Annotated in this window: 22 protein-coding genes; 6 read left to right on the plus strand and 16 right to left on the minus strand. The window is 68.7% G+C overall.

All coding sequences use genetic code 11. From position 1 onward, the window contains the following. Nucleotides 1–56: 56 nt before the first annotated feature. Nucleotides 57–443, plus strand: a complete 387-nt coding sequence (locus ACIBTM_RS06525) for a hypothetical protein (RefSeq protein WP_395875524.1) — start codon at nt 57–59, stop codon at nt 441–443. A gap of 5 nt (nt 444–448) precedes the next feature. Here ACIBTM_RS06525 and ACIBTM_RS06530 read toward each other — a convergent pair whose 3' ends face one another. From ACIBTM_RS06530 to ACIBTM_RS06540, 3 genes are all read right to left on the minus strand, one after another. After that, nucleotides 449–1,066 (minus strand): TetR/AcrR family transcriptional regulator, encoded by a 618-nt coding sequence (locus tag ACIBTM_RS06530; RefSeq protein WP_395875525.1) that lies wholly within the window; start codon nt 1,064–1,066, stop codon nt 449–451. Nucleotides 1,067–1,144: 78 nt separating this feature from the next. Continuing rightward, on the minus strand, nt 1,145–2,128 hold the full coding sequence (locus ACIBTM_RS06535) for a phosphotriesterase (RefSeq protein ID WP_395875526.1): 984 nt from the start codon (nt 2,126–2,128) through the stop codon (nt 1,145–1,147). A gap of 5 nt (nt 2,129–2,133) precedes the next feature. Then, the gene (locus ACIBTM_RS06540) at nt 2,134–3,789 is read right to left on the minus strand and encodes an AMP-binding protein (protein WP_395875527.1); all 1,656 of its coding nucleotides are present in this window, start codon (nt 3,787–3,789) and stop codon (nt 2,134–2,136) included. A 104-nt stretch (nt 3,790–3,893) separates the two neighbouring features. Here ACIBTM_RS06540 and ACIBTM_RS06545 point away from each other — a divergent pair, with 104 nt between their 5' ends. Then, entirely contained in the window at nt 3,894–4,712 is an 819-nt protein-coding gene (locus ACIBTM_RS06545; protein ID WP_395875807.1) for an enoyl-CoA hydratase-related protein, read from the plus strand. Here ACIBTM_RS06545 and ACIBTM_RS06550 read toward each other — a convergent pair whose 3' ends face one another. From ACIBTM_RS06550 to ACIBTM_RS06560, 3 genes are all read right to left on the minus strand, one after another. After that, entirely contained in the window at nt 4,713–5,048 is a 336-nt protein-coding gene (locus ACIBTM_RS06550; protein WP_395875528.1) for a hypothetical protein, read from the minus strand. It lies immediately after the preceding gene. Between the two features lie 214 nt (nt 5,049–5,262). Continuing rightward, on the minus strand, nt 5,263–6,048 hold the full coding sequence (locus ACIBTM_RS06555) for an SDR family oxidoreductase (protein ID WP_395875529.1): 786 nt from the start codon (nt 6,046–6,048) through the stop codon (nt 5,263–5,265). After that, nucleotides 6,045–6,803, minus strand: coding sequence for an SDR family oxidoreductase (locus ACIBTM_RS06560; RefSeq protein ID WP_395875530.1), 759 nt, complete (start codon nt 6,801–6,803; stop codon nt 6,045–6,047). Before ACIBTM_RS06560 ends, ACIBTM_RS06555 begins: the two co-directional genes overlap by 4 nt. Before the next feature lie 124 nt (nt 6,804–6,927). Here ACIBTM_RS06560 and ACIBTM_RS06565 point away from each other — a divergent pair, with 124 nt between their 5' ends. Both ACIBTM_RS06565 and ACIBTM_RS06570 read left to right on the plus strand, forming a co-directional pair. Then, entirely contained in the window at nt 6,928–7,542 is a 615-nt protein-coding gene (locus ACIBTM_RS06565) for a TetR/AcrR family transcriptional regulator (RefSeq protein ID WP_395875531.1), read from the plus strand. 158 nt (nt 7,543–7,700) lie between these two features. After that, complete coding sequence (locus ACIBTM_RS06570; RefSeq protein ID WP_395875532.1) at nt 7,701–9,074, plus strand: MFS transporter; 1,374 nt, start codon at nt 7,701–7,703, stop codon at nt 9,072–9,074. Here ACIBTM_RS06570 and ACIBTM_RS06575 read toward each other — a convergent pair. After that, nucleotides 9,033–9,992, minus strand: a complete 960-nt coding sequence (locus ACIBTM_RS06575; protein ID WP_395875533.1) for a helix-turn-helix transcriptional regulator — start codon at nt 9,990–9,992, stop codon at nt 9,033–9,035. The two genes, ACIBTM_RS06570 and ACIBTM_RS06575, sit on opposite strands and share 42 nt — an antisense overlap. 164 nt (nt 9,993–10,156) lie before the next feature. Between ACIBTM_RS06575 and ACIBTM_RS06580 the strand changes: the two genes are divergently transcribed. Beyond that, nucleotides 10,157–10,621 carry a nucleoside deaminase gene (locus tag ACIBTM_RS06580; RefSeq protein ID WP_395875534.1) on the plus strand — a complete coding sequence of 155 codons (465 nt, stop codon included), beginning with the start codon at nt 10,157–10,159 and terminating at the stop codon, nt 10,619–10,621. Here the strand turns inward: ACIBTM_RS06580 and ACIBTM_RS06585 are convergent. After that, nucleotides 10,618–11,877, minus strand: coding sequence for a GGDEF domain-containing protein (locus ACIBTM_RS06585; protein ID WP_395875535.1), 1,260 nt, complete (start codon nt 11,875–11,877; stop codon nt 10,618–10,620). The genes ACIBTM_RS06580 and ACIBTM_RS06585 overlap by 4 nt on opposite strands. Before the next feature lie 225 nt (nt 11,878–12,102). Between ACIBTM_RS06585 and ACIBTM_RS06590 the strand changes: the two genes are divergently transcribed. Continuing rightward, on the plus strand, nt 12,103–13,053 hold the full coding sequence (locus ACIBTM_RS06590) for a chitinase (RefSeq protein WP_395875536.1): 951 nt from the start codon (nt 12,103–12,105) through the stop codon (nt 13,051–13,053). An 87-nt stretch (nt 13,054–13,140) separates the two neighbouring features. Here ACIBTM_RS06590 and ACIBTM_RS06595 read toward each other — a convergent pair whose 3' ends face one another. From ACIBTM_RS06595 to ACIBTM_RS06630, 8 genes are all read right to left on the minus strand, one after another. After that, complete coding sequence (locus ACIBTM_RS06595; RefSeq protein ID WP_395875537.1) at nt 13,141–14,640, minus strand: ABC transporter substrate-binding protein; 1,500 nt, start codon at nt 14,638–14,640, stop codon at nt 13,141–13,143. Between the two features lie 88 nt (nt 14,641–14,728). Continuing rightward, nucleotides 14,729–16,753 carry a hypothetical protein gene (locus ACIBTM_RS06600; protein WP_395875538.1) on the minus strand — a complete coding sequence of 675 codons (2,025 nt, stop codon included), beginning with the start codon at nt 16,751–16,753 and terminating at the stop codon, nt 14,729–14,731. A 181-nt stretch (nt 16,754–16,934) separates the two neighbouring features. Further along, complete coding sequence (locus tag ACIBTM_RS06605) at nt 16,935–17,405, minus strand: hypothetical protein (protein ID WP_395875808.1); 471 nt, start codon at nt 17,403–17,405, stop codon at nt 16,935–16,937. Nucleotides 17,406–17,702: 297 nt separating this feature from the next. Beyond that, nucleotides 17,703–17,972, minus strand: a complete 270-nt coding sequence (locus ACIBTM_RS06610; protein ID WP_240597349.1) for a hypothetical protein — start codon at nt 17,970–17,972, stop codon at nt 17,703–17,705. A gap of 117 nt (nt 17,973–18,089) precedes the next feature. Next, on the minus strand, nt 18,090–18,692 hold the full coding sequence (locus ACIBTM_RS06615) for a TetR/AcrR family transcriptional regulator (RefSeq protein ID WP_395875539.1): 603 nt from the start codon (nt 18,690–18,692) through the stop codon (nt 18,090–18,092). Then, nucleotides 18,689–19,540, minus strand: coding sequence for an SDR family oxidoreductase (locus ACIBTM_RS06620; RefSeq protein WP_395875540.1), 852 nt, complete (start codon nt 19,538–19,540; stop codon nt 18,689–18,691). Before ACIBTM_RS06620 ends, ACIBTM_RS06615 begins: the two co-directional genes overlap by 4 nt. Before the next feature lie 11 nt (nt 19,541–19,551). Continuing rightward, on the minus strand, nt 19,552–20,718 hold the full coding sequence (locus tag ACIBTM_RS06625; protein ID WP_378372897.1) for an acyl-CoA dehydrogenase family protein: 1,167 nt from the start codon (nt 20,716–20,718) through the stop codon (nt 19,552–19,554). Then, on the minus strand, nt 20,715–22,667 hold the full coding sequence (locus tag ACIBTM_RS06630) for a biotin carboxylase N-terminal domain-containing protein (RefSeq protein ID WP_395875541.1): 1,953 nt from the start codon (nt 22,665–22,667) through the stop codon (nt 20,715–20,717). Before ACIBTM_RS06630 ends, ACIBTM_RS06625 begins: the two co-directional genes overlap by 4 nt.

The raw sequence follows: 22,667 nt of genomic DNA on the forward strand, positions 1-22,667 counted from the left end.
TGTCGGACCCCGCCGGTACAACCCTGTTCGAACATCCGATCGAACAGGGAGCCGGCATGAAACTACTCGTGGCCACCGCGAAGACCCAGGGCGCGCGGGAGAACGACTTCGACCACTGCGTCGAGGGCGAGTTGCTCTGGATCGCCCCTTGCTGCGACGACGGCGAGAGCTCGCCCGATTCCCACTGCGGCTGCGGCCGGGCGTTCGGTGGGCTGAGCTCGCACCGCGGGACGACGACGGCACTCGTCGCGGATCTACCCGGCTTCACCTTTTCCGACTACGCCGATGCGCTGCGGTCGAGTCTGGCCGCTCAGGGCTGGCCGCCCGAAGCCGCCGAAGACGTGGCGACGGAGCTGATCGCCCTCGCCTCCGAATGGGAGGCGGGAACGGTGCTCGAACGCCGCAACGACTGGTTCGCCGAACGGCTGGGCCATGTCCGGTGAGAGCGCTACTCGGGCCGCAGCGCGGACAGCAGGAGATCGGCGAAGTGGTCACCGATCTGGCGGGCCGAGAGCGCGCCGCCACGCCGGTACCACGAACCGAGGTGGTGCACCGAGCCGAAGAAGAAGTCGACGATCACGTCGGCCGGTTTGTCCCCGCGGAATTCGCCGGACTCCTGGCCTTCCTCGATCAGCGTGCGGAACCGCTCGTGGTACTTGCGGCGTTCCGCGCGGACGGCCTTCTGCTTCTCCACGCTGAGCTGATGCATGGACTGCATGAAGATCGTGTTGTCGTCGAGGTTGTCGATCGTGCTGACGATGACGTCGGACGCGGCCGAACGCAACCGCTCCCGCAGCGGAGCCTCGCTCGAAGCCACCTTTTCCAGTTGCTCGGTCTGTGACCGCAGCACCCGGGCGTAGATCTCGTAAAGGAGGTCGTCCTTGGAGCCGAAGTAGTGGTACATCGCGCCCTTGGTGACCCCGGCGGCCTCGACGATCTCCTGCACGGAGGTGCGGTCGAAACCCTTCTTGGCGAAGAGCTTCGTGGCGTGCGACAGCAGACGGCGCGGGACGGCGGCCTGGTCTTCGCCGCCTGCCTCGGCCTTCCGGGTGGTCGCTCGTGTCATGGCCGGCTCCTTCTCGTGCGGACACTCAGCATACCGGCCGGTTTGTCGACGCACGGGGAAAGGCACCCGGACGAATCGTCAATACGCGCCGCCGTGCTCGAAGAACCGGCGGGGATTCTTCACCAGCATCGTCGTTATGTCCCTTTCGGATACCCCCGACTCCCGCAAAGCGGGCAGCACGTCACGGGTGATGTGGAGGAAATGCCAGTTGGGCGCCACGGCGGCCAACTTGTCCTGCTCGAACCAGTCGATGAAACAGGAGGCGTCATGGGAGAGGACCATGCTTTCGGCGTAACCGCGCTCGCACATCGCCGCGACCGTGGCCACCCGTTCGTCGAACGACAGCAACGGGTCGAGCCCGAACCGGTCCATCCCCAGCAACGATCCCTTGTCGGCGATTTCGGTGAGGTAATCGAGGTCGGTGCTGTCGCCGCTGTGGCCGATGAGCACCCTGCTCAAGTCGACGCCTTCGGTCGCGAAGACGGCCTGCTGTTCGAGGCCGCGCCGTGTCGGCGCGTGGGTATGGGTCATGATCGGCGCGCCGGTCTCCCGGTGCGCCTTCGCGACCGCGCGCAGGACGCGTTCGACGCCGGGGGTGACGCCGGGTTCGTCGGTCGCGCACTTCAGCAGGGCGGCCTTCACCCCGGTGCCGGCGATCCCGTCGACGATGTCGCCGGTGAAGAGACCGACCAGCGGGTCCTCGCCGTCGTCGAAGACGAGGCCCGGTCCGCGATGGTGGAGGTAGTGCGGGACGTCGTTGTAGGTGTAGAGCCCGGTGGCGACGATGATCCGGAGGTCGGTTTCGGCCGCGACCCGCCGCACGCGCGGGATGTAGCGGCCGAGCCCGATCACGGTGGGGTCGACGATGGTGTCGATCCCGGCGGCCTTGAGTTCGTCGAGCCGCCGGATCGCGTCGGCGACGTGTTCTTCTTCGCGGAATCCGTCGTGCTCGGGATGGTTCGCCATGAACTCGGGACTGAGCACGAACAGGTGCTCGTGCATGAGCACCCGGCCCAGCTCGCCGGTGTCGACGGGACCGCGAACGGTTTCGACCTGTGCCATACCGCTCAGCCCCTCTCCCGGAGTTCGCGGCGGAGGATCTTGCCGCTCACCGTCTTCGGCAGTTCGTCGAGCACCTCGATCACGCGCGGGTACTTGTACGCGGCGAGGCGTTCCTTGCAGTACGCGACGAGATCCTGGGGATCGGGCGCGGCGCCCGGCGCCGGGCTGATGTAGGCCTTCACGGTCTCGCCGCGGTATTCGTCCGGAACGCCGACGACGGCCGCTTCACGCACCGCCGGATGCGTGTACAGGACGTCCTCGACCTCACGCGGCCAGACCTTGAACCCGGAGGCGTTGATCATGTCCTTCTTGCGATCGACGACGTAGACCCAGCCGCTCGGCTCCATGAAGCCGATGTCGCCGGTCAGTAGCCTGCCGCCGGGCAGCGCGGCTTCGGTCGCCTCGGGCCGGTTCCAGTAGCCGGGGATCACCATCGGACCTTCGACGACGATCTCACCCGCCGTCCCGAACGGCTGTTCTTCGCCGTTCTCACCGAGGATGCGCACGATGGTCCCCGGCACGGGCAGGCCGATCGAGATCGTGCCGGACGCTTCGTCGATGGGCGCTTCGAGACTGCTCGGGACGACGACGCAGCCCGCGGTCGTCTCGGTGAGCCCGTAGCCGTTGTGGATGTAGTGGCCGAACCGTTCGCGGAACGCGCCGACCACGGCGGGCGGCAGCGCGGCACCACCGGAGTACAGCAACTCGAAGGAGTCGAAGTGTTCGCGGCCGACGCCGGGGTGCGCCATCAACGCCATGTACGCCGTGGACGGGCCGACCGTGTACACGGGCTTGTGCTCCAAGAAGGCGTCGAGCACCACACCGGGCTCGAACCGGTACGCGATCGCGAGCGTGCCACCGATGTCGATCGCGGAGGCGATCTCGCAGACCATGCCGGTGATGTGGAACAGCGGGGCCAGGCCGAACAGCGTGGCGCCCTCGCCGAGACCGCTGAACGCGCTGAGCACGGCCGCGTTCGCACCGAGGTTGCCGTGGGTGTTCATCGCCCCCTTCGGCGTCCCGCTGGTGCCCGAGGTGTAGCTGATCAGCGCGACGTCGCCGGGGTCGAGGCGGGGATCAGGGAGCGGCTCCCCCGCCGCGGCCCGCGCCACCGTCAGCAGATCGGCGGCGCCGGGGGTCGGCTCCCGCACGATCTCGCCGAACACTCGCGAATCGTCGCGACCCTGCAGGTCGAGTTCGCTGGTGGTCAGCGCGATGGTCACGCCGCTGCCGGGAACGAGCGGGCCGATCCGGCGGTTCCAGCCGCTCTGCGAGCAGACGACCGCGCGCACCCCCGCGTCATCGAAGACATGCTGAAGTTCCCGTTCGCGGTACATCGGGTTGACCGGGACGACGATCCCGCCTGCCTTCCACGCTCCGAGCAACGCCAGCACGAACTGCGGGATGTTCTGCAGGACAAGGGCGAGCCGGTCACCCCGGGCGAAACCGGAGGCCAGCAGATGACGCGCGACGCCGTCGGAGAGCTCGTCGACCTCGCGGTAGCTCATCGTGGTGTCGAAATAGGCGATCGCCGTGGCCTGCGGAGAACGCTCGACCGCCCGCCGGAAGGACGCCGGGACCGTGGTCGTTTTCGGTGTCTCCGCCGCCTTCATCCGATCCTCGTAGGCGGCCAGCCACGGCTTCGCTTCGTACCGGCTCATGCAGGTTTCCTCCCTGACAAGTCTCGACGCTGCCCTGAGCATCCGCTTAGTATGGCGATGACGCAAGGAGGTCGACGTTGACCGACCAGCTCTCACCGTCCGAAATGGACACTGTCCGGTACGCCGTGGACGGCGCCGTCGCCACGATCACCTTCGACAAACCCAAGCGCGGCAACGCGATGGACCAGCCGATGCAGATCCGCTACGGCCTGCTGCTGGGCGAGGCGTCGGCCGATCCCGGGGTCCGCGCCGTCGTCGTCACCGGCAGCGGGCGCTCCTTCTGCCCCGGCGCGGATCTGGGACTCCTGGAGAACATCTCCGTCAGCGGCGCGGGCGCGCCGGAACGAGAAGGTTTCCGCGACGTCCTCGCCGCCGCGTATGCCGATGTGCCGGTGGTCGCGGCGATCAACGGCGGCTGCGCCGGGCTCGGCTTCGTGATCGCCTGCGCCGCCGACGTCCGGTTCGCCGCGGCGGGCGCGAAGTTCACCACCGCCTTCGCGCGGCGGGGCCTCATCGCCGAATACGGGGTCGCGAAACTGCTGCCGGAACTCGTCGGCAGGGGCCGCGCCCTCGACCTGTTGCTGTCCGGCCGGACCTTCACCGCCGAACAAGCGCACGAGTACGGCCTGGTGCAGGAAGTCGTTCCGGCGGAAGAACTTCCGCTGCGCGCGAAGGCCTACGCCACCGAACTGGCCACCTACAGCGCCCCACGCTCCATGGCGCTGATGAAGCGGCAGGTTCTGCGGGAAGCCGGGCTCCCGCTGGAGGACTCCGCCCGCGAAGCCACCACCCTGATGCTCAAGTCCTTCTCGTATCCGGAACTTCCCGAGGGACTGGCCAGCTGGAACGAGCGCCGCGCACCCCGCTTCCCGCCGTACGAAGGGGACCAGGCCGCCCCGGAACCGGGGCGACCCAAGCCCTGATCAGACCGTTTCGCGCGTGGTCACCGCGTCCTTCTCGGCGGCCAGCGCGGTGCAGGTGCGCACCCACAGCTCCCAGCCGCCCAGCGCCTGGTTGCAGTTCCAGCCGGTCCAGCGTCCCGCCTGCGCGCCCTCGTTGCCGGCGCGGTTGCAGGAGGTTTTGCTGCTCCAGCCCTCACTCACCTTGCGATACGGCGTGCAGGAAGCCGCCGCGACGTCTCCCGACGCCCCGGCCGCGCACGGCTCCGCGGTGCTCGCCATCGCCGATCCCGCGGTCAGCATCGACCCGGCCACGGCCGCGGCAAGCACAAACCCACGGACCACGAAACGCTTGTTCATCGTGTTTCCTTACCGCGAGCAAGACCCCCCACCCACAGTGGCCGATCCGCCGACGAAGATCAAGTGCGCGGCCGAGCGCGGTGGTCGTGAGTGGCGTTTCGGTGGTTGTGCGTGTTTGAGGGGACGGCGCGTGTGATCAGGTGGACGACACGCGTGACTGGATGGACGACACGACCAACCACCGCACCCGACACGTTTGCCTTACGACTCGGACTCACTCCCCGATGACCTGCTCCACCTTGCGCTGCAGCTTGTTCATCCCGCCGAGCCAGCGGTCGGTCTGCGTGGCCCGCGCGGCGTAGTAGTCCGCGACCTCGGGATGCGGCAGCACCAGGAAACGGTCGGCGGCGATGGCCTCGAACAACGCGTCCGCGACCTGTTCCGGCTGGATCGCCGACGCGCCCATCAGCAGTTCACCCGCGGGGCCGGTGTTCTCGAGCATCGCCGTCCGCACACCCTGCGGGCAGATGGCCTGCACGGTGAGCCCGCGATGCCGGTACGTCGCCGACAGCCATTCGGCGAAGGCGAGCGCGCCGTGTTTGGTCACCGAGTACGACGCCGAACCGAGGCTGGTCAGCAATCCCGCCGCCGACACCGTCGAAATGAAGTGGCCGCGGCCGCGTTCGAGCCACGGCGGCAGGAGCAGCCGCGCGGCGCGCACGTGTGCCATGACGTTGACGTCCCAGATCCGCGCCCAGTCCTCCTCGGGCGCGTCCACACCGCCCATCGGCGCGATCCCGGCGTTGGCGCAGAAGACGTCGATCTCGCCGAGGGTTTCGCGGGCCGTCGCGATCAGCGACGCGACGCCCGCTTCACTCGCGGCGTCGCCGACGACGGCGGTTCCGCCGATCTCCTTCGCGACCTCGGCCGCGGCGTCCCCGTTCAGGTCGCCGACGACCACGCGCGCGCCCTCGGCGGCGAACCGGCGGGCGAGGACGGCACCGATCCCACCGCCCCCGCCGGTGACGACGACACCGGATCCGGTGGAGGACGGGGTCACAGGCCACCCGCCAGTGTCACGCCGCCGTCGAGGACCATCGTCTGCCCGGTGATCCAGCCCGCTTCCTCCGAAAGCAGGAACGACACGGCGCTCGCGATATCCGCCGGGACGCCGAGGCGCTTCATCGGGTACGGCTCCGAGACCTCTTCTTCGCGGCCTTCGTACAGCGCGGTCGCGAACTTGGTCTTGACCACGGCCGGCGCGACGGCGTTCACGCGGATCTTCGGGGCCAGCTCGAAACCGAGTTCCTTGGTGAGCCGGATCAGCGCGGCCTTGCTGACGCCGTACATCCCGATCCCGGGCGACGCGCCGAGCCCGGCGATGGACGCGACGTTCACCACCGCGCCGCCGTGCTCCCCCATCCACGCGTCCTGCGCCCGGCGGGTCCACGAAAGCGGGGCGAGCACGTTCACGGCGAAGATCTTCGCGGCGGCGGCGGGGTCGACGTCCAGGGTCGGCCCGAACACCGGGTTGATGCCGGTGTTGTTGACCAGCATGTCGAGCCGTCCGAAGGTCTCGATGGTCTTGGCGACGGCCTCAGCCTGGTGCGCGTCGTCGTCGGCCTTGCCGGGAACGGCGATGGCGACCGCCTCGCCGCCCAGTTCGGCCACCGCCTCGGCCAGCGGCTCCGGCTTGCGCGCGGTGATGCACACCTTCGCGCCGCGCTCGACGAGGTCCTTGGCGATCCCGAGGCCGATACCCCGGCTGGCGCCGGTGACGATCGCGACGCGATCCTTGAAGGAGTGGTGGTTCACTCTGTCGATCTCCTCTGTGTTCACTAGCGAGCGCATTCACTAAGCGAGCGCTCACTTACAATGGGAAGGTCCGGAGGCGCTGTCAAGCCCACTCTCCGGTTCGAGCGTCTGGGAGGATCTGCGGATGACCATGTCGCTGTCGGCCGAACTGTGGCCCGATGTCCAGCCGGAGACGGCACGGCGGCTGATGCTGGCCGGGGTCGAATCCTTCGCGCGGCGCGGCTATCACGCGACCACCACCAGGGACATCGCCTCGGCGGCGGGGATGAGCCCCGCGGCGCTGTACGTGCACTTCCCGTCCAAGGCCGCACTGCTGTTCGCGATCTCGAAGTACGGCCATGAGCAGACACTCTCCCTGGTCGAGAGCGTCGTCGCACGGGAGACCGACCCGGTCGAGCGGATCCGGCTGCTGGTGGAGGACTTCGTGGCCTGGCACGCGCGGAGGCATACCGTGGCCCGCGTGGTGCAGTACGAACTGCAGGCGCTGCCCGACGAGGAGTTCGAGATCGTCGCGAAACTGCGCCGCCGCATCGAGCAGGTCGTACGCGAGGTCATCACCGAAGGCGCCCGGGCGGGCGTGTTCACCGTCGGCGACCCGCACACCGCGGCCCGCGCCGTGCTCTCGCTCGGCGTCGACGTCTCCCGCTGGTACAGCGAACGAGCCCGCCAGACCCCCAAGAAGCTTGGCCAGGAGTACAGCGAGCTGGTGCTGCGCATGCTCGGCACGAAACTCTCCTGACCAGTACAGATCGACCTTCCCCGGCGATACCGCCACCAGAGTGACATACCAACTGGTCGGTATCTAGAATTACCCGTTGAGACGTTGACCACATACTAAGCGGTTGTTAACTTGCCCGGACTGCATCGCCGCAGCAGCGCCGAGCGAAGGGCATCCAGATGGCCGACACCGCACCGAACGCCCCCGAAACCGCCGCCGAACCGACGATCACCGTCTCCCAGCGCAGGAGGGCCGCGACGGCGGCGGCACTCGCCTCATCGGTCGAGTGGTACGACTACTTCGTCTTCGGGATCGCCGCCGCCCTGGTGTTCGGGAAGACCTTCTTCCCCACCACCAACGCCGCGGCCGGCGTCCTCGCCTCGTTCGCCACCTTCGCGGTCGGCTTCCTCGCCAGGCCGCTCGGCGGGATCATCGCGGGCAGCCTCGGTGACAAACGCGGCCGGAAACCCGTACTGGTGCTGGCGATCGCGCTGATGGGCGCGGCGACCACACTGATCGGCCTGCTGCCGACCTACGACTCGATCGGCATCGCGGCGCCGATCCTCCTGGTGCTGCTAAGGCTCGTTCAGGGGGTCGCCGTCGGCGCCCAGTGGGGTGGCGCGATGCTGCTCGCCACCGAATACGCGCCGCCCGGCAAACGCGGCCTCTACGGCAGCCTCGTCCAGCTCGGCGTCCCGATCGGGGTCGTACTGGCGAACACGGTGTTCCTGATCGCCGCGCAGGTGGCGCCGCCGTCCGACTTCCTCGTGTGGGCGTGGCGGATCCCGTTCCTGGTCGGCGTCCTCGTGCTCGGGCTGGCCTGGTACATGCACGTCAAAATCGACGAGACACCCGAATACCGCCGCGCGGAAGCGAAACTCGCCGCCGAGGAACGCGGCCGGGCCAAGTCGCCGCTGCGTGACGTCCTGCGCCACCACAAGGGCACGGTGCTGCTGGCCGGTGGTTCGTTCATGGTCAACACCGCCACCTTCTACATCCTGCTGAACGGCGTCCTCGACTACGCGACCCGGCATCTGGGCATGTCGCGGACCACCGTGCTCGTCGCGACCCTGCTGATCAGCACGCTGCAGCTGGCGATCATCCCGCTGGCGGCGAAACTGTCCGACCGGATCGGCAGGCTCAAGATCTACACCTTCGGCGCGGTGGGGGTCGCGCTCTGGGCGATTCCGATGTTCCTGCTGATCGACACGGCGTCGCTGCCGCTGTTCGTGGTCGCCTCGTTCGTCGGGTCGCTGTTCCTCGGCATCATGTACGGCCCGCAGGCGGCGCTGTTCGCCGAACTGTTCACCGCCGAGATGCGCTACACCGGCGCCTCGCTCGGCTACCAGATCAGCGCGGTCGTCGGCGGCGGGCTCGCGCCGTTCATCATGGTGCTGTTGCTGGAATCCACCGGGACCTCGATGTCGGTTTCGCTCTACATCATCGTGCTGGCCCTGATCTCACTCGGCTCGATCGGCCTGCTCGCCAAACGCGCACGGTCCACTTCGGACTCAAACGACCGCGCGCGCGAAGCGGTCGGCGACCAGTCGTAGCCGCTCCTTGACCTCGTCCGGCGCCTCCTCCACGACGAAGTCGACGTCCCAGTGGGCGAGGTAGTAAGGCATCACGGAGAGGTCGTTGGAACCGACCCTGACCCGGCAGGTGCGCTCGTCGATGGCCTCGATCGTCCCGGCGGTCGGTGACACGTACTCGGCGAGCGCCTCCGCCGAGGCGTTGACCCGCAGCACCATCTGGTGCGGATACGGCGAAGACGTGATCCCGCGGGAGACGTAGGCCGCGAGGTCCTCGGCGGGCGGTTCCCTGGGCGTGAACCGGAAGCTGGTGGCCGGGACGCCGTCGATCCGGTCGACGCGGAAGGTCCGCCAGTCGTCACGATCGAGATCGAACGCGACCAGGTACCACCGGCGCCCGGTGTGCACCAGGCGCAACGGCTCGATGTAGCGCTCGGTGACGTCGCCGCTGTGGCTGCGGTAACCGAACCGGAGCCGCTGATGGTCGCGGCACGCGGACGCGATGACCGTCAGCGCCGCCGCGTCGATGACCGGGACGACGCCGCCGAGCGGGATCATCGCGGTGTTCAGCGCGGTCACCCGGTGCCGGAGCCGGGCGGGCAGCACCTGCTCCAGTTTCGTGAGCGCGCGCACCGAGGTCTCCTCGATCCCCGACACCGTCCCGTTCGCGGCCGTGCGGAGCCCGACGGCGACCGCGACCGCCTCGTCGTCGTCCAGCAGCAAGGGCGGCAGGGCGGCCCCGGCGCCGAGCCGGTAGCCACCCGCGACCCCGGGGGTGGCGTGCACCGGGTAGCCCAGCTCCCGCAGCCGCTCGACGTCGCGCCGGACCGTGCGGACGTCCACCTGCAGCCGGTCGGCCAGGTCGGCGCCCGGCCAGTCGCGCCGCGCCTGCAGCAGGGAGAGGAGCCTCAGCAGCCGTGCCGACGTGCCCGTGGTCATCGGTTCGCTCGCTTCATGGGAGGAAGTCTGGCAGATATTCAGGACAGATCCGGTCCGCATTGGGCTCGCGAGCCAATGCGGCTTCGCGTGACCCAGTGGACGACACGTGTGATCAGACGGACGACACGCGTGATCGGGTGGACGACACCCTCGCTAGCCGTAAGGTGACCCAGGTGATCGATCCCGCGCAGCTGCTGTCCGTCGCCCGCGAAGAGGCCGAACTCGGCAAGGCCGAGGGTGGGGTCCCGATCGGTGCCGCCCTCTTCGACACCACCGGTGTCCTGCTCGGCCGCGGCCACAACCGCCGGGTCCAGGACGCCGACCCGTCGATGCACGCCGAGACCTCCGCGTTCCGGAACGCGGGCAGGCGGCCGCACTACCGGGACACGATCATGGTCACCACCCTCTCCCCCTGCTGGTATTGCAGTGGACTGGTGCGCCAGTTCGGTATCGGCCGGGTGATCATCGGCGAGGCCACCACGTTCGAGGGCGGCCACGGCTGGCTCGAAGAGAACGGCGTCGAGATCACCTTGCTCGACGATCCGGCCTGCACCGCCCTGATGACCGAGTTCATCCGGGATCACCCGGAGTTGTGGTTCGAGGACATCGGCGTCCCCGCCGAGGACTAGCTTTCGGCCTCGAAGACGACGGTCCGGTTGCGCCCGGCCCCCTTCGCCGCGCGCAGCGCCTGATCCGCGGCGCCAACGAGCCGGTCGAGCGTCTCACCGCCGGCGGGATGCGACGACACCCCGATCGAAACGGTCGCCCCGGCGAACGTCCCACCCAGTGAGACGAACGTCGAGGAGATCCGCATCCGGATCCGTTCGGCGATCGCATGCGCGTCGAACCGGGTCGTACCGGGCAGCAGGACGACGAATTCCTCGCCGCCGAACCGGCCGACCAGATCCGCCGCCCGGACCTCCGCGCGCAAAGTGTCCGCCACCGCGCGGAGGACGTCGTCGCCGACGTGCCTGCCGTGCCGGTCGTTCAGCCGGGCGAAGTGGTCCAAGTCGAGCATCAGCAGCGAAAGATCCGCACCACGTCCCCGAAGCAGTTCGAACTGGGTGCGCGCACCGTCCAACCAGGACGACGCGGTGAGCAGCCCGGTGCCGGCGTCCGTACCCGCGTGACCGCGCAGGGCGCGCATCGTCCCGGCCCGGTGAAGTACCACGAGTGCCCCCGCGAGTACCAAGGTGACGTACGGCCAATCCGCCGCCGACCACGCGAGCAGCAATCCGAACGCGACCATCGCCGCGTCGAAGGCGAACCCCGACGGTTCCGCCCCGAATTCGGCGGCCGGCGCGGCCAAAGCGGCGTCGACGGACAGGAAAATCAGCCCGGTCGCGAAAACCAGGGCAAAACTCTCGAAATCCCTTGCCGCGTCGGCGAACGGCGGCGCCCCAAGCAGTACCGGGATGATCGAGGCACCGAGCGCCGAAAGCATCGTGGCGGAGGCCGCGAACACCTGGCGGTGCGGGATCCCGCGCCGGATCCGGAACCAGCGGTAGCCTGCCGAAACGACCACGAGTACCGCGGCCAACGCGGGCGGTAGCAGCAACGCGCCCGCGAAAATCCACGCCGCGTCCAGTCCGGCACCGAGCCGGGTGTCGGCACGCGACCGCTCGACGGGCCGCGAAAGCTCCGAACTGAGGATCATTCCCGCCAGCAGAGCCGAAAACGGGAGCAAGGACGACGGCGCGGGCGGCCGCAACACGAAGAGGTAGGCGGTGGCCGCGAAAGCGGCGAAGTCGACGAGGAGCAGGTATCCGATCAGACCCCGCCTGGGTAGTTCCCACAGGCTCCAGGACCCCAGTATCCGCCGCGGCGCGGCGAGCCGGTCTCTCCGGCCGCGGCTTCCGGTCGCCATCAGGGAGTCCCCCACCATTTCGGCAAACTAGCCGGTAAACACGATGGTGTCGATCCGCTTTCCGGGTAGTGACCCCCCTACTAAGGTCGGTCGTTTCCGCCGGGAATTCCGGTGAATTCTTGACAGTCCTCAATGGTCTAGTCCACCGTGAGTTGAGCGCACCCTCCCGGTTGATACGCCGCGTCAAGACGGAGGTGCTCCACACCTGCGCGCTTCGCCGCGCGCGTACCAGTTGGAGGACCTATGAAATCCTTACGACGCTGGGCAACACTGGCCACCGCCGCCGGCGCCGCTCTCGCCACGGCCGTCGGCCTCGCCCCCGTCGCCTCGGCGGCCCCGGACCCGGTGCTCGCCTCGCCCTATCTGTACCAGTGGTCGGGACAGACGGACCCGATCGCCGCGATGAACGCCACCGGGGTCAAGGCCTTCACCCTCGCGTTCATCCTCTCCGACGGCGGCTGCAACCCGAAATGGGACGGCAGCCGTTCCCTCACCGGCGCCGACGCCACGATGATCAACAACATCCGGGCCAAGGGCGGCGACGTCATCCCCTCGTTCGGTGGCTGGTCCGGCACGAAGCTCGGCCCGAAATGCGGTACCGCCGCGGCACTCGCCGGCGCGTATCAGAAGGTCATCGACGCCTACAAGCTCAAGGCGATCGACCTCGACATCGAGAACACCGACGAGTTCGAGAACTACACCGTCCAGGACCGGATCCTGAACGCCATCAAGATCACGAAGCAGAAGAACCCCGGCCTGCGCGTGGTCATCACCATCCCGACCGAGGTGGGCGGCCCCAACTCGCACGGAAAGCGGCTGATCAACCAGTCGAAGGCGCTCGGCGCGGGGGTCGACGCGTGGTCGGTCATGCCGTTCGACTTCTCCAGCGGCGGTGACATGGCGGGCAAGACCCGCAGTGCCGTGGACGGGCTGAAGAACGTCGTGAAGTCCACCTTCGGCCTGAGCGACGACGCCGCCTACCGGCGCAGCGGGCTTTCGTCGATGAACGGGAAGACCGACGTGGCGGGAGAGACCGTCAGCGTCGCCGACTTCCGCGCGATCCGCGACTACGCGGCGAGCAAACATCTCGCCCGGCTGTCGTTCTGGGCGGTGAACCGCGACTGCAACAACTGCGCGGGAATCTCGCAGGGCAAGTACGACTACACCAAGATCGTCGCGGGTTACACCGGCTGACTTCCGTTCCCCACCGGTGTCAGTCCGTGAAGGCCTCCTTCCCCGCTCTCAAGGCAGGGAAGGAGGCCTTCACCACTCACGACTGCTTCACCGGCCACAGTCCGGATTCGTGTTCAGCGGCCGCCCCCGCGACCACACCAGATCGACCGGATGCACCGAACCGTCCGGATCGATCGACAGGATCGGCAACGCCTTGTCGAGCTGGTTCCCCGTCGCCTGGTCGAACGCGACGAACCCGCTCGCCCCGGGCACCGGGGAGTTGCAGTCGATACTGCGCAACACATCCGGTACCGAAACCGGATCCGACGACACGTTCTGCACCGCGGCTTCGACGGCCGCCGCGACGGCGTCGTGTTCGATCATCGCGGCACCGTCCCACAATTCCCCCTTGGGAAAACCGTGGGTACCGGTGAACTCGGTGACGAAGCTGTCGTAGTTCTTCTTGTACGTCGGATGCGCCGGATCGGCGGTGAACATATCCCACTGGTCGGGATACGCGAGGGCTGTGTAGCGGAGCCGGACACTGATGTCCTTGTTCAGCTGCAAGGGTTTCCCGGCGAGCGTGCTCGCGTCGTCCCCGGTCATCACGGTCACCGTGTCGAGCCCTTCGCAGGCCCCGTCGCCCGCCAGCGCCGCCACGAGGGCGCCGACGTCGAGCCCACGGCCGGCGAAGTAGATGAGATCCGGTCTCGCGCCGCAGATGTCGTTGTGCCACTTGCTGAACAGACCTCGCAGATAATCCTCACGCGAGATGTCGGTGAGCGGCTTGACGTCGTAGGTCTTCGTGTAGATGACCGGGACCTTCGACGAGCTCTGGAACGCCTCGGCGAGCGTGGTCGCGTAGGTGTCCTCCTTGCTGACTCCCTGGATCATCATCACGCGCCGGAAACCGTGCGCGGCGATGTATCCGGCCGCGGCGCGGGCCTCGTCGGTGTTGGTGGGGCCCACGCGGAAGAAGTTGTCGATCCGCGCGCCCTTCGGATCGGTGTTCATGTTGTCCGCGGTGGGGGTCGCGCCGATCGTGGCGATACCGTGCCGGGACAGCTCGGCCACCAGAGCCCGGCTGTTCTCCGAACTGTTGCCGACAGCGGTGACGGCCACGATGCGCTGGGCCGCGGCCGCGGCGATGATCTCTTCGGCGGCGACACGCCAGTGGTCGGCGTTGCTCCCGTAGTTGGCCAGCAGGAGCTTGATCCCCGGGGGCCCGTTCTTCGGCCAGGCGGCGGTGATCGCGCCCTGGACCTCCCGCCGGATGAACGGGAACGGCTGGCTGTCGATCTTCGGATCGGGCGCGAGGTTCTCCAGCAGCACGATGGTCCTGAAGTTGTCGCCCGCCATCTCGTTGCGGCCCTTGATGTACTTCTCCAGCGGGTCGAGCGGATCGTCGTTCCGCATCGGACCGGAGTCGAGGTTCAACCCGACGCAGACGTACGACGAACCGATCGAATCCTCGTCCGCGTCCACCGCACGCAACCCGGAACCGCAGGACTCCCAGGGTCTGATCCCCGCCAGTACGGCACCCACCAGCACGACCACGACCGCGATCAGCAACACCCGGTGCCGGTGCGCCCAGCCACGGGGCCGCACCGGCGGTCCCGTCGCCGTACGTTCGCCGGCCTTGGATATGCGTGTTCTCAACGAATCGAGCCAGGACATCACGGGGTTCCGTTCCGGGTCAGGGGAATTCGCCGCGCCGGGCGGCTTCCTTGGCCGACACGAGCGCGCCGACGTCGGGCTGGTGCGAAGTGGTGGCCAGCGCGGCGAAGGCGTTCGCGATCACCTGGTGCTGAGCCTGCCCGCGGACCGCGAAGGGGTTGGCGGTCAGCCAGCCCGCCGCGATGAGCCGGGCGACGTTGTTCCGGATCTCGGACCGGCCTGCCGGGCGTTGCGCGTTGTCGAGGTTGACGAGTTCCTCGTACAGTTCCGCGTGATCACGGTCGGGCGGGAGATCGTCCGGCGCGTTCAGTACCAGCTCGAGCTTCGCGATCCACTCCGCGTGCGGAATCCGGTTGAACTCGCGCTCGAAGAAGGTGACCACTTCGCCGATGTCGCCCAGCGCGAGGTTGCAGTAGGCCAGGCGCACCGGATCCTGTGCGGTGTCCGGATCGTCGCGCAGCGCCTTGAACTGGTCGGTGTAGGTCGGCCCGTCCCCGTCACCGCGCCGGGCCAGCGCGGACACCAGGTTCGCCGCGATCCACGGATGCAGGGCGGCCTGGTCGTCGGTCGAACCGGGCGAGTTCCTCGCCGTCACCCACAACGACGTGCGCAGTTCGGTCAGGATCCGCCCGACGTGCGGCTGGTCGATCCGGCTCTGCGCGGCGTCCGGGATCAGCCAGGGCGCGGTCGCGAACGGGGCCGCGGTCACGAAGTCGTCGACGTGGACGTCGTCGAGGTGTTCGGTCAGGGCGAGCTCGGTCAGCCTGCGGTAGCAGGGATCCTGCTCGCCACGCGGATCGGTGGTGAGCAGGTCCCGATCGCCCTCGCGCGCGTTGCTCGCCCGCAGCCGCCCGGTGACCTGCTCGACCGCCGACGGCAGTCCGCCGGTCGCCCGGTGCGCGAGCGTGACCTTCGGGGTCCGCGCGCCGGAATCGAGGATCCGCGCGATCCGCCCGATCGACTGGGGCGAGATCCGGACCGGGTAATAGGCCGAGTCGAGCGCGCCGTTGGCCGGGTTCGCCCAGTCGTCGTACGAGGCCTCCTCGCAGTCCACCATCGGCCGGACGGCGGGCGGGGCGCCGGACGCGGGTTTCCACGGCGCCAGCCAGGCGGTGCCCCAGTCCTCGTGCCACCGCCCGCTGGTGGCGATGACCAGCAGGGCGTCGTGTGCCTCGCGGTCGTTCGGATGCTGGACGGCATGCCGCTCCCGAGCGGCGATCAGGTCGGCGAGGAACTCGGTCCCGCCGGGGTGGTCGACGTCGTCGAGCACCACCACCCAGTTGTGCCAGTGCCTGCGCTGCTGCGAGATGTCGCAGGTACAAGGACTCTTCTCCTCCGGCCTGGCCATCCGCGGGTGGTTCTCCCGGACGTCGCCGAGGAACGCCGCCATCAGCCACTCGTTGACCGCCTTGGCGTCTTGGGCGCTGCCGTGCGCGAGCCGGTTGAGTTCGAGCAGCGCGTCGAACGGGGATCTCCCCTCGGCGTGCGGGAAGTCGGCCAGCGACCGCAGCGCCTTCCCGAGTCTTGGCCGGATGTTCCGGACCAGATGCGGGAACGTCTGACGGAACAGGTCCGCGTACGGGGGCTCGACGAGACCGGTCGCCTTCGCCGTCTCGGTCAGCGTGTCGAGTGTGCTGTCCATCGCCGGTGTCCAGATGACTCTGTCGAGACTGCCGAGCAGCGACTTCAGCTGTCCCAAGTCGTCGTCGCGGTTTCGGCCGGAAAGCTCCGCCTGAACTGCGATCAGCGCAATTGTGAAACGAATGAACTGCGGTTTCGGCCGATTTCGCCATTTACCCGAAAACGAGTAGGCCAGTTTCGTGAGCACGTCGATGGTGCCCGCCTTGCCACCTTGCCCGAAATCGAATCCGGCGTGGACGACGCCCCAGCCCAGGTCTCGGCGGATCGCTTCCAGTGCCGTGGTCTTCCCCGAACCGACCGGCCCGAGCAGCAGCGTCACCGGCTGCGGACGGGACGGATTCCCCGTCTCACGGTTGATCAGCATTCTCCGGGCGAACTGCACCGCGGGAGAATGTCGGTCCACACTCATTTTCCTGTTCAGCCCCTAGCCGTGCTCCGGGAGAAATGGAGAGTGCGGACCATCGTAGGTATCCGCCTGAAGGCGGGACACAGGAAAAATGACAGCAGACACGAACGGACGAAACCGGGGATGAATCGTGATTCTTGTTCGACGGTGAGCGACGCCGCCGATCACCCGATCGGCGCTACCGGCCCCATTGCGGCCAGCGGCCGCCTTGATGACCGCCGCCGTAATACCAGTCGTAATACTGATCGAAGTCGTGGTGACCGGTGCGCGGCTCCGGCCGTTCTTCGGGTTCCGGAGTGGGTGTCGGGGACGGCGTCTCCGAGCCGTGCAGCGACGCCGTCATCGGTGGCGGAGGTGCGACACTGCCGCCCGAGGGGCCAGACGGGACGGGTGAGGAGACCGCGTCGGCCGGGACGTCGATCGCCTGCGGGGCGATGGTCAGCGACGGCGGAAGGAGCGGGGTGCCCGGGACGACTTCGGCCGGGTCGGCCGGGACGAGCAGGACGGCCAGCAGTCCGCCGGCGATCACGCCACCAGCGGAAAGCGCCGAAATCCGCCGGATCCTGCCGGTGCCCGGAGCGGTTTCCGGAGCCCGGTGCTTCGGCCCGCGCGGTCCCCGGCGACGGGGTGCCGCACCGGCTTCCCGCATCAACGTGCTCAGTGTCTGTTGATGAACCCGCGTCCGCGATCGACGTCGGCAGGGCGCGACCTGGCCCTTCAACTCGCGAAGGGTGATAAAGGCGCCCTGCCACCGCGATCGCGGGGCCTTCGGCCATGGCGGGTTCAGGGCGTCCTCACCGGTATCGCGGCGAGCCGTGCGTGCCATCGGCACCTCCCAACCCCGGTCCGTCGCGCGGCGACGGCCTCATCCCGGGTGGATCCTAGGAACGCGGGAGGTGGTTGTAAACGGTCGTCGTCCACTGCGGACAGACGATGCGGTGAAAGGTCAGGCGGCGGCGGTGACCGCGATCGCGGCTTCGCCGGCCTCGGTCAGCTCGGCGGGCACCCGGCCGGTGACCGCGGAGGGTCCGGTGGACTCGGCGGGGCGGATGTAGCCACCGTGGGCCAGCGCGTGCGCGGTCATCTGATCGCAGCAGGCGAATCCGTCGATGAAGAGATCCGGCTCGCAGCTGCACGACATCTGGGCACGGCGCGCCGCGACCGCTCGCAGCATCGCCATCGCGCGATGGGACAGTTCGACCTCTGAACCGGACACCGGACTGGACCTCTCTCGATCAGCCACCTGAATCAGCAGCACTCACACCGTGTTATCGGTCGCTGCTCCATCAGTGTTAACAAGATCTCAGACGTTTCCGGCGACTTCTCGGTTCCGTCAGATCTTCGCCGCCGCCAAGGTCGGTTCCAGTACCCGCGCCCACTGCGCGACGATCTGTTTGCGCCGCTTCGTGTCGTCGGTCAGCAGGTTCGCCAGGCCCAGCCCCCGGGCAAGATCGAGAGTGGCCTGGACCAGCTCGCGAACGCCCTGGTGGGACTCGTCGACACCGAGCAGCTCGACGGTGACGCGGTGTGCTTCCCGGCCGACCCTGGCCTCCAGCGGCACCAGGGTCGCGCGCAGTGAGTCGTCGGTCGACGCCGCGACCCACAGGTGGAGCGCGGCACGGAACAGCGGCCCGCTGTAGAGGTTGAGCACCATGTCGACGGCCCGTTCGATCCGCGACCGTCCCGACGGAAGTTCCGCCGCGCGAGCGCGCAGTTCCACGATCTGGATCTCACCGACGTGCTCGACCGCGGCCGCGACCAGGTCCTCCCTGGTCGGGAAGTGGTGCTGGGCGGCGCCGCGCGAGACCCCGGCGCGTTCGGCGATGACCGCGACGGTGGTCCCGTGCCAGCCCAGCTCCCCGATCGTCTCGACGGCGGCCTCGACCAGCCGCCGCCGGGTCGTGCGGCTGCGCTCCTGCTGTGGTTCGCGGATCATGGCCCTGATTGTGGGGTACGGGCTTCGACCCAGAAGTCGAGCTGCAGATCTTCCTCGGATCCGCCGACGCGGTACTTCGAGAAGTCGGTGACGCCCTCGGCGGCCAGCACCTCGTCGTCGAGATAGAAATTCCCCGTCGCCTCGGTGCTCGGTTTGGTGAGGATCGCGTGCGCGGCGTCGGCCATGATCTCCGGCGTCCGCGATTTGGCCGCCAGCTCGGCACCGACGACGTTGCGGATCGCCGCGGTGTCGATCGTCGTGCGCGGCCACAGCGAGTTCGCCGCGATGCCGTACTGCCGCAGTTCCGCGGCGAGCCCGACGGTCACCAGGCTCATCGAGTACTTCGCGATGCTGTACGCGAGATGCCCGGCCTGGAACCACTTCTCGTCGAGGCTGATCGGCGGCGACAGCGTCAGGATGTGTGCGTTCTCCGCGAGCTTCAGGTACGGGATGGCGAGTTTCGACAGCAGGAACGACCCGCGCGCGTTGATGTCCTGCATCAGGTCGTAGCGCTTCATGCTGACGGATTCGGTCGGGGTCAGGTCGATCGCGCTCGCGTTGTTGAGCACGATGTCGATGCCGCCGAACTGCTCCGCGGTCCGGGCGATCGCGGCCTCGACCGACGTGTCGTCACGGACGTCGCCGACGATCGGCAGCGCCTGCCCGCCGGCGTCCTCGATCGCCTTGGCCGCGGTGTAGAGCGTGCCCGGCAGCTTCGGATGCGGCTCGGCGGTCTTGGCCAGCAGGGCGATGTTCGCCCCGTCGCGGGCGGCGCGGACCGCGATGGCCTCGCCGATCCCGCGGCTGCCGCCGGAGATGATGATCGTCTTGCCGTGGAGAGTGGGCATGGGCTGGCCTCTCAGTAGGAGCGGGGCAGGCCGAGGCTGTGCTGGCCGACGAAGTTGAGCACCATCTCGCGGCTCACCGGCGCGATCCGGCCGAGCCGGACGGCCGCGACCAGCGTGCCCAGCCCGTATTCGCTGGCGAGACCGTTGCCGCCGTGGGTCTGCACGGCCTGGTCGACGGCGCGGATGGCGACCTCGGCGGCGGCGTACTTCGCCATGTTCGCCGACTCGCCCGCGCCGAAATCGTCGCCGGAGTCGTAGAGCGACGCCGCCTTCTGCGTCATGAGCTTGGCCAGTTCCAGCTCGATCTTGATCTCGGCCAGCGGATGCGCGAGACCCTGGTGGGTGCCGATCGGCGCGCCCCACACCTTGCGCTCGTTGGCGTAGGCGACTGCCTTGCCCAGCGCGTAGCGCGCGATGCCGAGCGAGAACGACGCGCCCATGATGCGTTCGGGATTGAGCCCGGCGAAGAGCTGCGCGATCGCCGCGTCCTCCTCGCCGACCAGTGCGTCGGCGGGCAGGTGGACGTCGTCGAGGAACAGGCCGAACTGCTTCTCCGGCGCGATCAGGTCCATCTCGATCTGTTTGTACTCGAAGCCGGGCGCGTCGGTCGGGACGATGAACAGCGCGGGCTTGAGCTTGCCGGTCTTGGCGTCCTCGGTGCGGCCGACGACCAGGACGGCGTCCGCCTCGTCGACACCGGAGATGAAGACCTTCCGTCCACTGAGGACCCAATCACCGCCGTCGCGTTTCGCGGTCGTGGTGATCTTGTGCGAGTTCGATCCGGCATCCGGTTCGGTGATCGCGAAGACCATCCGCCTGCTGCCGTCGGCGATGCCCGGCAGCCAGCGCTTCTTCTGCTCGTCGGTGCCGAAGCGCGAGATGACCGTGCCGCAGATCGCCGGCGAGACGACCATGAGCAGCAGCGGGGAGCCGGCCGCGGCGAGTTCTTCGAGCACCGCGGCGAGATCCGCGATCCCCGCTCCCCCACCGCCGTACTCCTCGGGCAGGTTCACGCCCAGGTAACCCAGCCGTCCGGCTTCGGCCCACAGTTCCTCGGTCTTGAGCCCGGCGCGCGCCTGCTTGGCGTAGTACTCGTGCCCGTACTTCTTGCCGAGTTCGGCGACCGCGGCCCGCAGCGCGACGCGCTCCTCGGGCTCGGTGAAGTTCATCGCGTTCATTCGTCGTCTCCTACCACCGCGAGGATCGTGCCCACTTCGACCTGCTGTCCGACCACCACCGGGAGTTCGGTCACGACGCCGTCGGCGGGCGCCGCGATCCGGTGTTCCATCTTCATCGCTTCGAGCCACAGCAACGGATCGCCCGCCTTGACGGTGTCGCCCGCCTCGACCGCGAGCCGGACGACCGTGCCCGGCATCGGCGCCACGAGCGAACCGGCGGCGAGCGCCGCGTCGGGATCGGTGTATCGCGGCACCACGCCCAGTTCGACGGAGCCGCCGGGCGAATCGACGTAGACCGTGTCGCCGTACCGGGCGACGGCGAGCTTCCGCCGCACCCCGGAGACCTCCAGGACCACGTCGCCGCCCTCGGCGGAAACCAGTTCGACGCCTTCGAATCCGTCGGCGCGAAGACCGTCCCGGCCGAGGCTGTAGACGACCTCGATCTCTTCGTCGCCTTGACGAAAACGTTTGCGCTGCCCTTGGGAACGCACGTTGCGCCAGCCGCTCGGCAGCCGGCCCTGAACCCGGGCGGCCGAGCGATTCGTGGCCGCACCGGCCAAAGCCGCGGCCAGCGCGGAAATCCGTACAGTGTCCACAGTGGCCAGTGGCCGGGCCAGGGTTTCGAGGCCATGCCGGTCGAAGAACGCCGTGTCGGTCTCGCCGGCGAGGAACGCCTCGTGGCGCAACACGTTCACCAGCAGGTCGCGGTTGGTCACCACACCGTGGATCTCCGCGCCCGCCAAGGCTCCGGCCAGCGCTCGCGCCGCGCTCCGGCGATCCGGGGCGTAGGCGATGACCTTGGCGAGCATCGGGTCGTAGTGCACACCGACGGTCTGCCCGCTGACGAAACCGGAGTCCAGCCGGACACCCGGGCCGACCTCGAATTCCCGTTGTGCCGCGGGAAGCTCGAACCGATGCAAGGTGCCACTCTGCGGCTGCCAGCCCGCCGCGGGGTCCTCGGCGTAGAGCCGGACCTCGATCGCGTGGCCCCGCGTCTCCGGCTCGCCGATCGGGAGGTGCTCGCCCTCGGCGATCCGCAGCTGCAGCGAAACCAGGTCGAGGCCGGTCGTGGCCTCGGTGACCGGATGCTCGACCTGGAGCCGGGTGTTCATCTCCAGGAAGTAGAACCGCCCGTCGGGACCGGCGAGGAACTCGACCGTCCCGGCGCCGACGTAGTCGATCGCCTGCGCGGCCTTGCGAGCGGCGTCGAACAGCTCCTCCCGCATGGCCTCGTCGACGAACGGCGACGGCGTCTCTTCGACGACCTTCTGGTGGCGGCGCTGGATCGAGCACTCGCGCTCCCCCACCGCCCACACCGTGCCGTGGGTGTCGGCGAGCACCTGGACCTCGATATGACGGCCGGTCTCCAGGTACCGCTCGCAGAACACGGTCGGGTCGCCGAACGCCGACGCGGCCTCCGCGCTCGCGCCTTCGACGGCCTCGGCCAGTTCGCCGAGCGAGCGCACGACACGCATACCGCGTCCGCCACCTCCGGCGGAAGCCTTGACCAGCAAGGGAAGGTCGGCCTCGGTGACTTCGGCCGGGTCCAATTCGGACAGGATCGGAACGCCGGCCTCGGCCATCATCCGTTTGGACTCGACCTTGGAGCCCATGCTCTCGATGGCTTCCGGCGGCGGGCCGACCCAGGTGAGTCCCGCGTCGGCCACGGCGCGGGCGAACCCGGCGTTCTCCGACAGGAAGCCATAACCGGGGTGGATCGCGTCGGCGCCGGTCTCCACGGCCGCCTTGATCAGCAGTTCGGCTCGCAGGTACGTGTCGGCGGGCGCGTTGCCCGGCAAGCGGACGGCGACATCCGCCTCGGCGGTGTGCGGCGCGTCGGCGTCCGCGTCGGAGAACACCGCGACCGTGCCGATCCCGGCGTCGCGGCAGGTGCGGAACACGCGGCGGGCGATCTCACCGCGGTTGGCGACCAGAAGTTTCTCGATCAT

It is taken from the genome of Amycolatopsis sp. NPDC049868 (genome assembly GCF_044461365.1).
Classification (GTDB): Bacteria; Actinomycetota; Actinomycetes; order Mycobacteriales; family Pseudonocardiaceae; genus Amycolatopsis.

Coding starts and splice junctions, on each gene's coding strand:
- ACIBTM_RS06565 (WP_395875531.1), top strand. CDS start 6,928: ATGACCATGTCGCTGTCGGCCGAACTGTGGCCCGATGTCCAGCCGGAG.
- ACIBTM_RS06590 (WP_395875536.1), top strand. CDS start 12,103: ATGAAATCCTTACGACGCTGGGCAACACTGGCCACCGCCGCCGGCGCC.
- ACIBTM_RS06605 (WP_395875808.1), bottom strand. CDS start 17,405: ATGCGGGAAGCCGGTGCGGCACCCCGTCGCCGGGGACCGCGCGGGCCG.
- ACIBTM_RS06570 (WP_395875532.1), top strand. CDS start 7,701: ATGGCCGACACCGCACCGAACGCCCCCGAAACCGCCGCCGAACCGACG.
- ACIBTM_RS06540 (WP_395875527.1), bottom strand. CDS start 3,789: ATGAGCCGGTACGAAGCGAAGCCGTGGCTGGCCGCCTACGAGGATCGG.
- ACIBTM_RS06545 (WP_395875807.1), top strand. CDS start 3,894: ATGGACACTGTCCGGTACGCCGTGGACGGCGCCGTCGCCACGATCACC.
- ACIBTM_RS06550 (WP_395875528.1), bottom strand. CDS start 5,048: ATGAACAAGCGTTTCGTGGTCCGTGGGTTTGTGCTTGCCGCGGCCGTG.
- ACIBTM_RS06525 (WP_395875524.1), top strand. CDS start 57: ATGAAACTACTCGTGGCCACCGCGAAGACCCAGGGCGCGCGGGAGAAC.
- ACIBTM_RS06530 (WP_395875525.1), bottom strand. CDS start 1,066: ATGACACGAGCGACCACCCGGAAGGCCGAGGCAGGCGGCGAAGACCAG.
- ACIBTM_RS06630 (WP_395875541.1), bottom strand. CDS start 22,667: ATGATCGAGAAACTTCTGGTCGCCAACCGCGGTGAGATCGCCCGCCGC.
- ACIBTM_RS06575 (WP_395875533.1), bottom strand. CDS start 9,992: ATGACCACGGGCACGTCGGCACGGCTGCTGAGGCTCCTCTCCCTGCTG.
- ACIBTM_RS06535 (WP_395875526.1), bottom strand. CDS start 2,128: ATGGCACAGGTCGAAACCGTTCGCGGTCCCGTCGACACCGGCGAGCTG.
- ACIBTM_RS06625 (WP_378372897.1), bottom strand. CDS start 20,718: ATGAACGCGATGAACTTCACCGAGCCCGAGGAGCGCGTCGCGCTGCGG.
- ACIBTM_RS06585 (WP_395875535.1), bottom strand. CDS start 11,877: ATGGTGGGGGACTCCCTGATGGCGACCGGAAGCCGCGGCCGGAGAGAC.
- ACIBTM_RS06620 (WP_395875540.1), bottom strand. CDS start 19,540: ATGCCCACTCTCCACGGCAAGACGATCATCATCTCCGGCGGCAGCCGC.
- ACIBTM_RS06615 (WP_395875539.1), bottom strand. CDS start 18,692: ATGATCCGCGAACCACAGCAGGAGCGCAGCCGCACGACCCGGCGGCGG.